Raw genomic sequence first — 14236 nt, 5'->3', positions numbered from 1 at the left:
GGCTCGCCTTCACCGGAAGCGCCGGGGCACCGGGGCCGCCGTCTCGGCCGGGACCGGGTCGGTGACCAGGTGGTGGTGCGGCGAGAGCCGGCACGCCGGGTCGGTCGCCGCCGGGTCGCCGGTGAACTGGTAGGCCTGGCAGCGGCAGCCGCCGTGGTCCAGCTCGCGCAGGGCGCAGCCGCGGCAGGGCTCCGGCATCCAGTCGGTGCCGCGGAACCGGTTGAACGCGGTCGAGTCGTGCCAGCTCGCCGCCAGCCCATCGGTGACCGCGTTGGGCACCTCCAGACCGGGCAGCTGTGCGGCGGCGAGGCAGGGCAGGACGCCGCCGGTGGGGGTGACCGCCAACTGCTCCCGCCCCCAGCCGTTCATGCAGGGCTTGACCGTGCCGCCGTGCAGGTCGGCGGGGACGTACACGATCTCGGCCCGCCCTCGGTGGCGCTGTCGGGCGGCGGCGACGTCCCGTTCGGCCTGCCGGACCTGCTCCTCGCCGGGGGCGAGGTGGCCGCGGTTGCGCCGGGCCCAGCCGTAGTACTGGACGTGGGCGAGTTCGACGCGGTCGGCGCCGAGTTCGACCGCCCGGTCGGTGAGGGCGCCGAGCCGGGCCAGATTGCCCCGGTGCAGCACGGCGTTGACGGTAAGCGGCAGGCCGGCCGAGGTGAACTGCCGCGCCGCGGCGAGCTTCCGGTCGTGGGCGGCGATCCCTGCGACGGCGTCGGCGGGACGCGGCTCGGCGTCCTGGAGCGAGAGCTGCACGTGGTCCAGGCCCGCCGCGGCGAGTTCGCGGGCGCACCCGGCGGCCAGCGGGACGCCACTGGTGATCAGGTTGGTGTAGAGGCCCGACTCGGCGGCGCGCGCGATCAGTTGCGTGACGTCGCGGCGCAGCAGCGGTTCGCCGCCGGTCAGGTGGAGCTGGAGCACGCCGAGCCCGCGGGCCTGGTCGATGACGGCCAGCCACTGGTCGGTGTCCAGCTCCGCGCGGTAGCGGGCGAGTTCGACCGGGTTGGCGCAGTAGGTGCACTGGAGCGGGCAGCGGTAGGTGAGTTCGGCGATCAGTCCGAGCGGGGCGGGTGTGCGGACGGCACCGCCGGGCGGTGCGGCGGCCGTCGCCGGCAGGACGGGGGCGCCCGTCCCGTCCAGGGTGAGCAGCCGGCGCTCGGCGAGGTCGGTGAGCAGGGCGTCGACCTGGGCGCCGTCCACCCCGTCGTACTCCTCGGCGAGCCCGGCGGTGACCGAGCGCGCGTCGCGGCGCCCGTCGCAGTGCCGTAGGACGGCGGCGGCGGTGTCGTTGAGCAGCAGCACGCCCTCGGGGTGGAGCAGCGCGGACCGGCCGCGCACCGGGTCGTGCACCAGCCGGACGCCCGGGCGGAGGCCGGGGACGGGGACGTCCGGGGCGGTCGGGACGGCCCGGGCGGTGCTCACCGGTCGGTCCCGTGGTCGACGGCGTCCGGCATGGCCCGCAGGACCTCGCACTTTAAGGCCGGCGCGTCCGCGGCGGCCTGCTGCTGGGTCCCGGTGACGCAGTGGTCCAGGACGAGTTCCGGGGTGCGGCGCCGCAGCTCCGGTGGCGTGCAGCCACCGGAGTGCGGGCGCAGGTGGGACTGGTTGGTGTCCCGGTGCCGTCCGCGCAGGTCGTGCGGCCTGGCCGCGAACCGCTCGCGGCTCAGCGGTCGGGCCACTGCGGGGCCCGTCGTCCGGCGTACGCGGTGACCTCGGCGCCGGTGCGGTGGCACTCCACCGCGGGTGCGGACCAGGCGGGCCTGGCGCCCTTCGGCCGGGCCGTGGGTGCGGCGGTGGCCTTCGGCGGCGGTGACGGGGTACGGGCGGCATCCATGGCTGCCTCCTCGGTTCGGGGTCCGGTTCGGGAGTCCGGTTCCGGTGCCCGGCTCGGGGGCCGAACCGGGGCCGGCGAGGGCGCTCGGGCCCTCGGGCGGGACGCTACGAGCCCGGGCGGCCGGGCGCCGGTCGAGAACCGCGCGGGCGGGGTCCGCGGGACCGCCGACGGCGGCCTCCGGCCGGGGCGGGCCCGGTCGGGGCCGGGTTCCGGAGGGCCTGCCGGCGGCTCACCCGGTCGGGTGACGCCGGAGCCCTTGCCGGGCGATCCCGCACCCGCTGTCCCGCCGGGCCCTGTCCCTCGTCCCCGGTGCGTCCCGTTTCGGGCGGGACGCTGGATCACCGCGCGCGGGCCGCCCTACGGTGGCGCCATGAGCGATCACCCGGAAGCACCTGCCGTGCCCGTCGAGGCCTTCGAACCCCCCTACTACGTCGCCGTGTTCACCGCGGTGCGGACTCCGGACCAGAGCGGCTACAGCGAGACCGACGCGCGCATGAAGGAGCTGGTCCGGGACATCCCCGGGTACCTGGGGATGGACTACGCGCAGTCGCCCGGCGGGCTGGCCATCACCGTCGGGTACTTCCGCGACGCCGAGGCCCTCGCCGCGTGGCGGACCGACGTGGAGCACCGCGCGGCGCAGCAGCGCGGGCGGGCCGAGTGGTACCAGCGCTACTCGCTGCACGTGGCGAAGGTGGAGCGCAGCCACGGGTTCGTCCGGACGGAGGCGCCGCAGGACTGACAGCGGTCAGGGCGCCGGAGGTGACAGCTGTCATCTCCGATCGGTGACGAAGCGTCCTGCCGCCCGGGGGCCGGGATCGGCGAAGCTGACGGTGCATCAATCGAACACACGCACGGGAGAGCGCCATGGCGAAGCGGATCCTGGCCCTGGTCAACAAGCACCCGGAGCACGCCCAGCCGTTCCGCCTCTCCCTGCCCGGCGACTACCGGGTGCGGCACGCCCTGTCCTGGCACGACGGCGACGGGGCGCCGACGGTCCGGCACGGCTCGGCGCCGGGCTCGCTCGCGCCGTACTCGGCCGCCGTCGTCCTGCTCGACCCGCGCGACTGACACCCGAACGACGGGACGACGGGACGACGACTCCCCCGATGACGAGGAACGAGGAGAAGAGCATGAAGGTGCTGGTGGCCGGGGCCGGGATCGGCGGCCTCTGTCTGGCGCAGGGACTGGTCCGGGCCGGGATCGACGTCCGGGTCTTCGAGCGCGAACCCGCCGCGGACAGCCGCTACCAGGGCTTCCGGATCGGCCTGGACGGGCCGGGGATCGCCGCGCTGCGGGAGTGCCTGCCGCCCCGGCTGCACCCCCTGCTGGAGGCCGTCACCGGCCCGCTTGCGGGCGAACGGCGGCTGGTGGACCGGCAGTTGAACGAGTTGCGGCACCTCAGCGCGACGGTCGACGGCACGGCCGCCGACCGGCACGTGCTGCGGCAGCTGCTGCTCGCCGGGCTGGGCGACCGCGTCGAGTTCGGCCGGGCCGTGACCGGCTACCGGGAGCGGGCGGACGGACGGGCCGAGGCCCGGCTCGCGGACGGCGGCAGCGCGGTGGGCGACCTCCTGGTCGGGGCGGACGGCGTGGGTTCGGCGGTCCGCCGGCAGTTGCTGCCCGGGGCCGAGGTCGTGGACGTCCCCGGCAACGCACTGCTCGGCCGCACGCCGCTGACCGAGCGCCTCGCCGCGCTGGTGCCGGGCTCCGGCACCCTGGTGCACGGCTCCGGCCTGAACCTGCTGGTCGGCCGGATGGAGTTCCGGCGCCCACCTCGGCTCGCCGCGGCCGAACTGGCACCGGAGGTGGAACTGCCGGACGCCGAGAGCTACTTGCGCTGGGTGGCGATGCTCCCCGAGCCGCTCGGCCCCGAGCCCGGGGAATGGGCGCAGGTGCGCGACCGGCTGCTCGGCCTGCTCGACGGCTGGCACCCCGACCTGGTCGAGCTCGTCCGGCAGTCCGACACCGGCAACAGCTCGCCGCTGACGATCCGCTACGCCGAGCCGGTATCCCACTGGGGCACCGGGCCGGTCACCCTGCTCGGCGACGCGATCCACGCCATGCCGCCGAGCGCCGGCCAGGGCGCCAACACGGCGTTCCGCGACGCCGCGCTGCTCTGCCGCTCACTCGCCGCCGTCCACCGCGGCGAGGCCGAACTCACCGACGTTGTCGAGGACTACGAGCTGCAGATGCTCGACCGCGGCTTCGCAGCGGTCGCCATGGGCCTGGACCGGCTCTCGGAGTTCACCCCGGCGCGCTGAAGCGGTCGCACCGCTACGCGCGGCAGCCTCCGGCCCGGGCCGGGTAGCGGACGCCCTCGGCAGGACCGCCTCGCGCGCCTCCGTGGGTGGTCACCTTCGCCGAGGTCCCCGCGCGCCCGGGGACCTCGGCGACTACCCGGTGCCGCGGGCCGCAAACGGCGGGCGCCCGGCAGGCGGACGGCCCGGCGCGTGGGGCAGCGGGCGGACGACGCCGACGTTTCACCGCGCCCGCCCGGGTTAGCCGCTCCCCGGAGGAAACCCGAGGAGCCCACCGAGGAACGAGGCCGTCATGACCACCGCGTTCGGTTACTTCCTGTCCTGCGAGGAGTTCACCCCCGCCCAGCTGGTCGAGCAGGCCGAGCTGGCCGAGCGGGCCGGCTTCACCCGGCTCGCGATCTCCGACCACTTCCACCCGTGGAACGACGCCCAGGGCAGCAGCCCGTTCGTCTGGGGCGTGATCGGCGCACTCTCCCAGGTCACCCGCCTGCCGGTGACCACCCTGGTCACCTGCCCGACCGTACGGCTCCACCCCGCGGTCACGGCCCAGGCGGCGGCCACCGCCGACGTGCAGCTGGCCGGCGGCCTGCGGCTGGGCGTGGGCACCGGGGAGGCGCTCAACGAGCACGTCCTCGGCGACCGCTGGCCGCCGTTCGACGTACGGACGGAGATGCTGGAGGAAGCCGTCTCGGTGATGCGCGAGCTGTTCACCGGCAGCCTCGTCTCGCACCGCGGCACCCACTACACCGTCGAGAACGCCCGGCTCTACACCCCGCCGAAGGAGGGCCGCCTGCCCGTGTACGTCTCGGCGTTCGGCCCCAAGGCGGCCGAGGCCGCGGCGGAGTACGCGGACGGACTGGTCACCATGTCCCCCGACACCGAGCTGATCGGGCGTTACCGGGCGGCGGGCGGCAACGGACCGGTGATCGGCGGGGTGAAGGTGTGCTGGTCGACCGACCGCGAACGGGCGGTCAAGACCGTCCACCGGCTCTGGCCGAGCGAGCTGCTGCCCGGCGAACTCGCCCAAGTGCTCCCCACTCCCCGGCACTTCGAGCAGGCGACCGAACTGGTGACGGAGGAGATGGTGGCCAAGGCGGTCACCTGCGGCGACGACCCCCAGGAGCACCTGGACCGGCTGCGCGGCTACGTCGACGCGGGCTTCGACGAGGTCTACGTCGGCCAGATCGGCCCGGACCAGGAGGGCTTCTTCGACTTCTACCGCGAACACGTCCTGCCCCGAACCGCCTGAGGGAGACTCACTTGACGGCCTTCCCGCCCCGCAGCCTGCGCGAGTACGCCCTGCTCGCCGACGGCGAACGCGGCGCCCTGGTCGGACCGTCCGGCGAGGTCGCCTGGCTCTGCGCGCCCCGCTGGGACTCCGAACCGGTCTTCGCGGGACTGGTCGGCGGCACCGGCGAGTACGCGGTGACCCCGGTCGGCCGGTTCGTCCCCGGCGGCTACTACGAGGACCGCGGGCTGGTCCGGCGCGGCCGGTGGATCACCGAGCAGGGCATGGTGGTCTGCCGGGAGGCCCTCGCCCTGCCCGCCGACCCGCACCGGCTGGTGCTGCTGCGCCGCGTCGAGGCCGACTACGGCCCGGTCCGCCTGCGGCTGCGGCTGGCGGCCGGCACCGGCTTCGGCACGGACCGCCCGCACCCTCCCCAGCGGACGGCGAACGGCTGGACGATCCGCGCCGGGCGGCTGCGGCTGCGCTGGACGGGCGCCGCGGCGGCCCGCCCCGGACCGGACGGATGCCTCGCCACGGAGGTCGCCCTCGCCCCGGGTGAGCGGCTGGACCTGGTCCTGGAGGTCTCCGACCACGGCCTGGACGGGCCGCCGCCGGACCCCGAACGGTGCTGGCGGGCCACCGAGCACGCCTGGCACGCCGCCGTGCCGGACCTGCGGCACACCTACGACGAGCGCGACGCCCGCTTCTCGTACGCCGTGCTGCTCGGCCTCACCTCCCCCGCCACCGGCGGCATGGTGGCCGCGGCCACCACCAGCCTGCCCGAACGCGCCGAGGAGGGCCGCAACTACGACTACCGCTACGTCTGGATCCGCGACCAGTGCCTGGCCGGCCAGGCCGTCGCCGCCTGCGGGCCCGACCGGCTCCTGGACGACGCCGTACGGTTCACCACCGCGCGGCTGGAGGAGGACGGGCCGCGCCTCGCCCCCGCCTACACCGTGACCGGCGGGAAGGTGCCGGACCAGCACACCGTCGACCTGCCCGGGTACCCGGGCGGCCACGACCAGGTCGGCAACCAGATCACCCGGCAGTTCCAGCTGGACGCCTTCGGCGAGGCCCTGCTGCTGTTCGCGGCCGCCGCCCGGCACGGCCGGCTCGATCCGGAGTCCCGCCGGGCGGCCCGTACGGCGACCGCGGCCATCGCCGCCCGCTGGCGCGAACCCGACGCCGGCATCTGGGAGTTGGAACCCCGCCTGTGGACCCACAGCAGGCTGATCTGCGCTGCCGGGCTGCGCGCGATCAGCCGCCCCGAGGTGGCCGGGCCAGCCGGGCTCTCGGACGGGCTCGCGGCCGAGTGGAGCGCGCTGGCCGACCGGCTGTCCGCCCGTGCCGCCCGCCGCGCCCTGCACCCGTCCGGCCGCTGGCAGCGCTCCCCCAACGACCCGGCGGCCGACATGTGCCTGCTGCTACCGCCGGTGCGCGGCTGGCCGCCCCCCGACGACCCGCGCACCGTCGCCACCCTGCGGGCCTGCCGCGAGCAGCTCACCGACGGGCACTACGCCTACCGCTTCCGGCACGACGAACGCCCGCTCGCCGAGGCCGAGGGCGCGTTCGTGCTCTGCGGCTTCCTGATGGCCCTCGCCGAGCACCAGCAGGGCGACGCCGTCGAGGCCGCCCGCTGGTTCGAGACCACCCGCGGCCTCTGCGGCTCGGCCGGCCTGTTCTCCGAGGAGTACGACATCGCCCAGCGCCAGCAGCGCGGCAACCTGCCGCAGGCGTTCGTGCACGCCATGCTGCTGGAGTCCGCGGCCCGGCTGGCCCAGTAGGGCGGGCGTCAGCCGACCGGCGGGTGCAGCCGGTAGACGGCGAAGGCACGGCCGATGACGGGCTGGGCCACGTTGCGCACCCGCACCCCGCAGGCGGTCAGGCCGCGTTCGGTGCCCAGGTGCGCGTGGCCGTGCAGGGCAAGGTCGGCGCCGGCCCCGTCGATCGCCTCGGCGAGCAGGTAGCTGCCCAGGAACGGGTGGATCTCCGTCGGCTCCCCGGCCAGGGTGTCGGGGACGGGGGCGAAGTGGGTCAGGGCGATCCGCAGGTCGCAGCCCTCGGCCGCGAGCCGGTCGAGGGCGGTGCGCAGCCCGTCGGCGCACTCGCGGCTGTGCCGGACGAAGGCCTTCATCTCGGGTTCGCCGAACTCGCCGGCGCTGCGGCCCGCGAAACCGCCGCCGAAGCCCTTGGTGCCGGCCACGCCGACCAGCGTGCCGTCCACCCGGACGGCGGTCGAGCTGCGTTCCAGCACCTGGACGCCGTGCGAGGCCAGGATCCGGGTGACCTCCTCCGGCCGGCCGGCGTCGTAGTCGTGGTTGCCGAGTACGGCGATCACCGGCACGGGCAGTCCGCCGACCTCCTCCCCCACCACCGCGGCCTCCTCGGGGGTGCCGTGCCGGGTGAGGTCACCGGCCAGCAGGAGCACGTCCGCCAGCTCGTCCAGGGTGGCGAAGGCGGGCCGCAGCAGACCCCGGCTGTCCGGGCCGAGGTGGATGTCCCCGACCGCGGCGACCCGGATCACGGCAGGTCCTCCGCCCAGGTCGGCGGCCGGTCGTCGGCCAGCACGATGTCGGTGTGCACCTTCAGTCCGTCCATGACCTCGGCGACGATGCGCTCGACGGCGGCGCGCCGCTCCTCGCTCGGCACGGTGCCGCGTACCGTGACGTGGCTGCCGTGCAGTTCGATCCGCAGGCCCAACTCGCCGACCTCGTCGTCGGCGAGGCGGTCGCGCAGATGGGCGAGCCGGTACTCGGCCTCGTCGGATCCGGTGGCGTCGGCGGCGGTCATACGGCGGCCTCCTCGGGCTCGATCACCTGGAGCCGTTCCAGGAGGTACAGGAAGGCGGCGGGCATCGGCTGCTCGCCGCGCTCCGCCCGCAGCCGCCGCCAGTCGATCTTCTCCCGCAGCGGCCGTACCACCGAGAGCGCCGCCCCGAAGTCGCAGTGGTGCTCGGAGAAGGCGGCGAGCAGGCCGCTGACCAGGTCGGTGGCGGAGAGCACCGGCATGCGCACGGAGTCCACCGGCAGCACCTCGGCGCGGTCCAGCAGCTCCGAGGTGACCGGCCGCTTGGCGAGTTCCAGGATCAGGTCGACGTCCTGGCCCAGGCAACGGGCCTTGATCAGCCAGTCCTCCGGGGGCAGGAAGACCTGGAGCCCGGCCTCGCGCAGGGTGTGGGTGACGGCCTCGGCGTCCTCGCGGCGGATGCAGAAGTCGGCGTCGTGCTGGAGCCGGACGTCGGCACCGTGGGCGTAGGCGGCCACCCCGCCCGCCAGCGCGAACGGGTGGTCCTTGGCCTTCAGCAGCGAGCCGATCCGCTTCGCCGCCTCCAGGATCGCCTGCGCCCGGTCGGGCGGCAGACGGCCCCCGGGCTCGTCCAGCGGCCAGCCGTCCGGCTCCGTCCGGGCCGTGCGAGGCAGATCGGGGTGTTCGGCGTGCCGGTCCATCGCGGCCTCCTCCGTGGGATCCGTTCGGGACGCTCCCACGGGTACCCCGCCCAGGGGAGTTCACTCCGCCCCGGTTCGGGGCGGCTCAGGCCGGTGGGCGGCCCAGCAGGCTGCGGTCGAGGTCGGCCAGCAGTTCGGCGGTGTCCCGGTGGACCTCGGCGGCGCCCGCGCCGAGGAGTTCCCGGGTGTCGAAGCCGCCGCTCTCCACCGCGACGCACGGGACCCGGGCGCGGCCGGCCGCGGTCACGTCCCACACCGTGTCGCCGATGAAGACGGCGTGCTCGGGCTCGGCACCCGCACGGTCGAGGGCGGCGCGCACCAGGTCGGGGGCGGGCTTGGTGGCCTCCACGTCGTCGGCGGAGGTGACCGCGGTGATCGCCTCGTCGGCGTCGAGCGCGCGGCGCAGCACCGCGAGTTCCCGCTCGGACGCGGAGCTGGCGAGGACGACCGCCCAGCCGCGGTCGGCGCAGGCGCGCAACAGGTCGGCGGCGCCCGGCAGTGGCTGGATGTGGGGCCAGAACCGGGCGTAGAGGGCGGCGTGGGCGGCGGTGATGCCCTCGTCGTCGCCGTGGTCCCGCTCGGTGCCGAGCAGGTGGTCGAGGAGTTGGTCGGAGCCCATGCCGATGGCCCGGTGCACCCGGGCGACGGGCAGGGTGCGGTCGTACTGCCGCAGGGCCTCCCACCAGGCGAGGGCGTGGAAGTACGTGGTGTCGAGCAGGGTGCCGTCGACGTCGAAGAGCGCCGCCGCGGTGGTCGTCATGGTCTTCAGTCCTTTCCCTTGCGCCGGAGCCGGAGCGGGAGCGGAAGCCGGGGCCGGAGCCGGCGCCGGGGCATCACGAAGGTGCCCGCAGTCCGGAGCGTTCGCCCGCCGCCAGCAGCCCGGCGGCCCGGTCGACCAGGGCCATGATGGTCAGCGCCGGGTTGGCGCTGCCCTGGGTGGGCAGCACGCTGCCGTCGGTGATCAGCAGGTTGGGCACGGCGAAGGTGCGCAGCCGGTGGTCGACGACCCCGGCGCGCGGGTTGTCCGCCATCCGGCAGCCGCCGACCAGGTGGGCGTAGCGGTCGATGGTGATGACCTCGCTGGCGCCGGCGGCGCGCAGGATGGACTCCATCACCCCGCGGGCGGCCTTGATCAGCATCCGGTCGTTGTCGCACTGGGAGAAGGCGAAGTTGGCGACCGGCAGTCCGTAGCGGTCGGTCTGCTCGGCGAGGGTGATCCGGTTGTCCGGCTGGGGCAGCAGTTCGGCCATGGCGCCGAGGGTGGCCCAGTGGACGTAGTCGGAGAGGTACCTGCGCAGGTCGGCGCCCCAGTGGCCCTGGGCGACGACGTGCTCGGCCCAGGTGATGGGCAGCGGGGAGATGTTCTGGATGGTGAAGCCGCGCTTGTACGGCTTGTCGGGGTCGGTCTCGTAGTACTGCTCGGTGGAGACCTCGGGCGGCGGGGCCTTGTGGGCGCGGATCTCCTCCTCGAAGCGGCCGGAGGTCTGCGGGGCGCCCTGCACCATGACGTAGCGGCCGACCAGGTCGTGGTCGTTGCACAGGCCGTCGGGGAAGCGCGGGCAGGCGGAGTTGAGCAGCAGCCGCGGGGTCTCGATGGCGTAGCCGGCGACGGCGACGGTACGGGCGAGCTGGAGGTGCTCGCGGCCGTTGTGGAAGTAGCGGACGCCGCGGGCGAGTCCGTCGGGGCCGAGTTCGACGGCGGCGGCCATGCAGTCGGCGCGGATCTCGGCGCCGTGGGCGAGGGCGTCGGGGACGTGGGTGATCAGCGGGGAGGCCTTGGCGTTGACCTTGCAGCCCTGGAGGCAGAAGCCCCGGTAGATGCAGTGCGGGCGGCGGCCGAAGCGGCCGTTGGTGATGGCGACCGGGCCGACCCGGGCCTGGATGCCGAGGGCGGCGGCGCCGCGCAGGAAGATCTCGCCGTTGCCGCCGACGGGGTGCGGCGGGTGCGGGTAGGGGTGGGGGTCGCCCCAGGGCCAGTACTGGCCGGCGACGGGGAGTTCGTACTCGACGCGGCGGTAGGAGTCGCGCAGGTCGTCGTAGTCGACCGGCCAGTCGGCGCCGACGCCGTCGAGGCTGTGGGTGCGGAAGTCGGAGGGGTGGAAGCGGGGCGCGTAGCCGGCGAAGTGGACCATCGAACCGCCCACGCCGCGGCCTGAGTTGTTGGAGCCGAGCGGTACCGGGTCGCTGCCCGAGATGAGTCGGGGCTCGGTCCAGTACAGGTGGTGGGAGGCGGCCTCGTCGCTGACCCAGTCGGTGAGCGGGTCCCAGAACGGGCCGGCCTCCAGCACCACGACGCTCCAGCCCCGGCGGGCCATCCGCTGGGCCAGCGTGGAGCCGCCCGCGCCGCAGCCGACGATCAGCAGGTCGACCTCGTCGGAGTCCGCGTAGCGCCGCATGTCGCGCCGCAGGGTGTGGTCGAAGCCCTGGCCGTCCTCGGGCAGCAGCCAGGCGGAGGCGTTGGTGCGGCGGACCTCGCGCTGGGCGGCGGCGTTGGCCCGTACGGTTCCTGCGGCGGCACGCAGCCGGGAGTGCCGACCGGGGTCGGTGGCGGGGGGCACGGGGTGGGGCGGCTCGTCGTCGGGGGGCCGGGGCGGGCTGGAGTGGGCGTCGGCGACCTCCCAGGGTTCGCGCTGGTCCGTGCCGAGGCGCAGGTAGCCGCGCGGGTGGGCGGGGCCGCCGAAGCCGATCTCGTTCCAGGCGGTGGGGTGGGAGTAGTACGCGGTGCAGGCGTACCTGGTCCACAGGCTCCAGACGTGCTTGGCGGGCATGCCGTGCCAGTGCTCGCCGGTGAGTTCCTGGACCCGCCCGATGAGGGCCCGCTGCTGGACCTCGCTGAGCGCGGCGAAGGGGCCGTCGGCCTCCTCGTCGAGGGCGTGCAGTGAGCGGCGCCAGGCCTCGTCGTCCATCGGCATGTCGGCGTAGTGCCAGCCGTCGGTCTCCAGTTCGGCGAGCCGGGCGTCGATCGCCGGCAGCAGCGGGACGTCGGGGTGGTCGAGCAGCTGGTCGAGCAGGGCGCGGGCGGTGGCCTCCTCGGCGGGGGTGAAGAACCTGAGCGGTGGCTGGGGGCCGGTGCGGGCGACCACGACGGCCGTCGTCTCGCGGTCCCAGTACCGGGCCTGGGAGAGCACGTCGAAACCGGGGAAGCGGGGCTCAGGCATCGGGCGACTCCCGGCGCAGTACGGCGGCCACCAGGCCCATCCCTCCGACGAAGCTCATCAGCAGCGGCGCGAACAGCGGCGGGCCCATCTCGACGTTGTAGCGGGCCATTTCCCAGCCGCCGGGCTTCTCGGCGATGCCGCGCACGTGCAGCCAGGTGCCCTGCAGGCCGTTGGCGACGATGGACGCGGAGGCGACCGGCAGCAGGGTGCGCGCGGCCCGGGGGCTGAGCGCCCCGGCCACCCCGGCGACGGCGCCGACCGGGCCGAGCCAGACCGGCCACCACATGACGCGGTTGCCGAAGCCGGCCCGGTCGTGCTCCAGGTAGATCTCGGCGGCGGTGATCACCGAGCCGACGCCGGTCGCGAGGGCGAGCGAGCGCTGGAAGCGCCCGGTGCGGACGTTGCGCAGCACCAGGCCGGTGCCCCGGCGGAGCGGGTCAGTGATGGCCATGCCGGCCTCCGAAGGACGGCAGCAGCTCCTGGAGCTTCGCCTTGAACCCCTGGCGGACCATCGCCGTGCGGTCGGCGTCGCCGCGCAGCACGGACGCCGCGGCGGCCTGGATCTGGTCCCAGGTGGCGTGCGGCGGGATCGGCGGGACGGCCGGGTCGGTGCGCAGTTCCAGGACGAACGGGCGGTCCGCGGTGAGCGCGTGCTGCCAGCCGCTGGGGACGTCGCCCGGCGAGAGGGCGCGTTCGGCGCCCAGGCCGAGGGTACGCGCGAAGCCCGCGTAGTCGATGTCGGGCAGCTGCTGGGAGGGCAGGAAGCTCGGGGCGCCCTCCATGGCCCGCATCTCCCAGGTGACCTGGTTGAGGTCGCGGTTGTTGAGCACCGCCACCACCAGCCGCGGGTCCTCCCACTGCTGCCAGTACTTGGCGATGGTGATCAGCTCGGCGAGGCCGTTCATCTGCATCGCGCCGTCGCCGACGATGGCGATGGCGGGCCGGTCGGGGTGGGCGAACTTGGCGCCGATCGCGTACGGGACACCGGGGCCCATGGTGGCCAGGGTGCCGGACAGCGAGCCGCGCATCCGGCCGCGGAAGCGCAGGTGGCGGGCGTACCAGTTGGCGGCGGAGCCGGAGTCGGCGCTGACCATGACGTCGTCGGGCAGCAGGTGGTCGAGGGCGTGGATCGCGTACTCGGGGTTGATCGGGTCGGCCTCGACCCCGGCGCGCCGCTCCATCACCTCCCACCAGCGCTCGGTGTTGTCGCAGATGGTGCGGTACCAGTCCCGGTCCTCCTTGCGGACCAACAGCGGCAGCAGCCGGTCCAGCGTGCGGGCGGCGTCGCCGACCAGGTTGACCTCGTACGGGTAGCGCATCCCGACCATGAACGGGTCGAGGTCGATCTGCACGGCCCTGGCCTGCCCGAACTCGGGCAGGAACTGGCTGTACGGGAAGGACGAGCCGATGGTCAGCAGGGTGTCGCAGTCGCGCATCAGCTCGTACGAGGGGCGGGTGCCGAGCAGGCCGATCGACCCGGTGACGTAGGGCAGCGTGTCGGGCAGCACGTCCTTGCCTAGCAGCGCCTTGGCGACCCCGGCGCCGAGCAGTTCGGCCGTCTGCTGGACCTGCCGGCGGGCGCTGCGGGCGCCCTGGCCGACCAGGATGGCGACCTTGCTGCCGGCGTTGAGCACGTCGGCGGCCCGGCGCAGCTCGTCGTCCTCGGGGACGACCGTCCACTGCGGGGAGCCCAGGCTGGAGGGCACCATCTTGAAGGCGTGCTCCGGCGGACTGTAGTCCAGCTCCTGGACGTCGGCGGGCACGATCACGGCGGTGACGGTGCGGCGGGCGGCGGCGGTGCGCATCGCCCGGTCGAGCACGTTGGGCAGCTGCTCGGGGACGGTCACCATCTGGCAGTACTCGGCGGCGACGTCCTTGTACAGGCTCAGCAGGTCGACCTCCTGCTGGTAGGAGCCGCCCATCGCGCTGCGGTTGGTCTGCCCGACCAGGGCCACCACCGGCACGTGGTCCAGCTTGGCGTCGTACAGCCCGTTGAGCAGGTGGATCGCGCCCGGGCCCGAGGTGGCCACGCACACTCCGGTGCGGCCGGAGAACTTGGCATAGCCAACGGCCTCGAAGGCGGCCATCTCCTCGTGCCGGGCCTGGACGAAGACGGGCTTGTTGTCGGCGCGGCCCCAGGCCGCGAGCAGTCCGTTGATGCCGTCGCCGGGATAGCCGAAGACGTACTGGACGTCCCAGGCGCGCAGTCGTTCCAGGATGTGGTCGGAAACCTTCGGGGACACGGTGCTCCTCCTTCAGCCCTTCACACGACAACCCCCCGCAGCGCGAGTAACCGCTGCGGGGGGTCGGAAACA

Annotated in this window: 14 protein-coding genes and 1 pseudogene; 5 read left to right on the top strand and 10 right to left on the bottom strand. The window is 74.7% G+C overall.

The genetic code is table 11. From position 1 onward, the window contains the following. Positions 1-9 precede the first annotated feature (9 nt). The 3 genes and pseudogenes from pqqE to pqqA all read right to left on the bottom strand — a co-directional run bounded on the left by pqqE (position 10) and on the right by pqqA (position 1831). Entirely contained in the window at positions 10-1113 is a 1104-nt protein-coding gene (pqqE, locus tag BOQ63_RS42190) for a pyrroloquinoline quinone biosynthesis protein PqqE (protein ID WP_499504955.1), read from the bottom strand. Positions 1114-1152: 39 nt separating this feature from the next. Next, positions 1153-1419: pseudogene (gene pqqD, locus BOQ63_RS42185) on the bottom strand (pyrroloquinoline quinone biosynthesis peptide chaperone PqqD); the annotation flags it as partial. A 241-nt stretch (positions 1420-1660) separates the two neighbouring features. Continuing rightward, entirely contained in the window at positions 1661-1831 is a 171-nt protein-coding gene (gene pqqA / locus BOQ63_RS42180; RefSeq protein WP_063738033.1) for a pyrroloquinoline quinone precursor peptide PqqA, read from the bottom strand. A 370-nt stretch (positions 1832-2201) separates the two neighbouring features. On the opposite strand from pqqA, the gene BOQ63_RS42175 reads away from it, so the two are divergent. From BOQ63_RS42175 to BOQ63_RS42155, 5 genes are all read left to right on the top strand, one after another. Then, positions 2202-2570, top strand: coding sequence for an antibiotic biosynthesis monooxygenase family protein (locus BOQ63_RS42175; RefSeq protein ID WP_030553795.1), 369 nt, complete (start codon positions 2202-2204; stop codon positions 2568-2570). Between the two features lie 125 nt (positions 2571-2695). Beyond that, positions 2696-2899: a hypothetical protein gene (locus tag BOQ63_RS42170; protein ID WP_030553794.1), complete on the top strand. Its 204-nt coding sequence runs from the start codon at positions 2696-2698 to the stop codon at positions 2897-2899. A gap of 38 nt (positions 2900-2937) precedes the next feature. Further along, positions 2938-4092, top strand: coding sequence for an FAD-dependent oxidoreductase (locus tag BOQ63_RS42165; RefSeq protein ID WP_107488612.1), 1155 nt, complete (start codon positions 2938-2940; stop codon positions 4090-4092). Between the two features lie 289 nt (positions 4093-4381). Next, on the top strand, positions 4382-5338 hold the full coding sequence (locus tag BOQ63_RS42160) for a TIGR03557 family F420-dependent LLM class oxidoreductase (protein ID WP_030289650.1): 957 nt from the start codon (positions 4382-4384) through the stop codon (positions 5336-5338). A gap of 11 nt (positions 5339-5349) precedes the next feature. Further along, positions 5350-7101 carry a glycoside hydrolase family 15 protein gene (locus BOQ63_RS42155; RefSeq protein WP_063738032.1) on the top strand — a complete coding sequence of 584 codons (1752 nt, stop codon included), beginning with the start codon at positions 5350-5352 and terminating at the stop codon, positions 7099-7101. A gap of 8 nt (positions 7102-7109) precedes the next feature. On the opposite strand, the gene BOQ63_RS42150 is transcribed toward BOQ63_RS42155, so the two are convergent. From BOQ63_RS42150 to BOQ63_RS42120, 7 genes are all read right to left on the bottom strand, one after another. Continuing rightward, positions 7110-7841: a metallophosphoesterase family protein gene (locus BOQ63_RS42150; protein ID WP_030289652.1), complete on the bottom strand. Its 732-nt coding sequence runs from the start codon at positions 7839-7841 to the stop codon at positions 7110-7112. Then, a complete protein-coding gene (locus tag BOQ63_RS42145) occupies positions 7838-8107 on the bottom strand; it encodes a BON domain-containing protein (RefSeq protein WP_030289653.1) in 270 nt (89 codons plus the stop codon). The genes BOQ63_RS42150 and BOQ63_RS42145 overlap by 4 nt, the downstream gene beginning before the upstream one ends. Continuing rightward, on the bottom strand, positions 8104-8763 hold the full coding sequence (locus BOQ63_RS42140; protein ID WP_030553788.1) for a nucleotidyltransferase family protein: 660 nt from the start codon (positions 8761-8763) through the stop codon (positions 8104-8106). The genes BOQ63_RS42145 and BOQ63_RS42140 overlap by 4 nt, the downstream gene beginning before the upstream one ends. An 85-nt stretch (positions 8764-8848) precedes the next feature. After that, entirely contained in the window at positions 8849-9523 is a 675-nt protein-coding gene (locus BOQ63_RS42135) for an HAD family hydrolase (RefSeq protein ID WP_072656093.1), read from the bottom strand. A 73-nt stretch (positions 9524-9596) separates the two neighbouring features. Further along, complete coding sequence (locus BOQ63_RS42130; RefSeq protein ID WP_078968648.1) at positions 9597-11921, bottom strand: GMC family oxidoreductase; 2325 nt, start codon at positions 11919-11921, stop codon at positions 9597-9599. Further along, positions 11914-12372, bottom strand: coding sequence for a hypothetical protein (locus BOQ63_RS42125; RefSeq protein ID WP_030289819.1), 459 nt, complete (start codon positions 12370-12372; stop codon positions 11914-11916). Before BOQ63_RS42125 ends, BOQ63_RS42130 begins: the two co-directional genes overlap by 8 nt. Then, positions 12359-14164 (bottom strand): thiamine pyrophosphate-requiring protein, encoded by a 1806-nt coding sequence (locus BOQ63_RS42120; protein ID WP_030553783.1) that lies wholly within the window; start codon positions 14162-14164, stop codon positions 12359-12361. The genes BOQ63_RS42125 and BOQ63_RS42120 overlap by 14 nt, the downstream gene beginning before the upstream one ends. Positions 14165-14236: the final 72 nt, after the last annotated feature.

Source organism: Streptomyces viridifaciens (assembly GCF_001888885.2).
Classification (GTDB): Bacteria; Actinomycetota; Actinomycetes; order Streptomycetales; family Streptomycetaceae; genus Kitasatospora; species Kitasatospora aureofaciens.
Note: the sequence above shows the minus strand (reverse complement) of the source record. Positions and strands in the feature narration are given on the sequence as shown.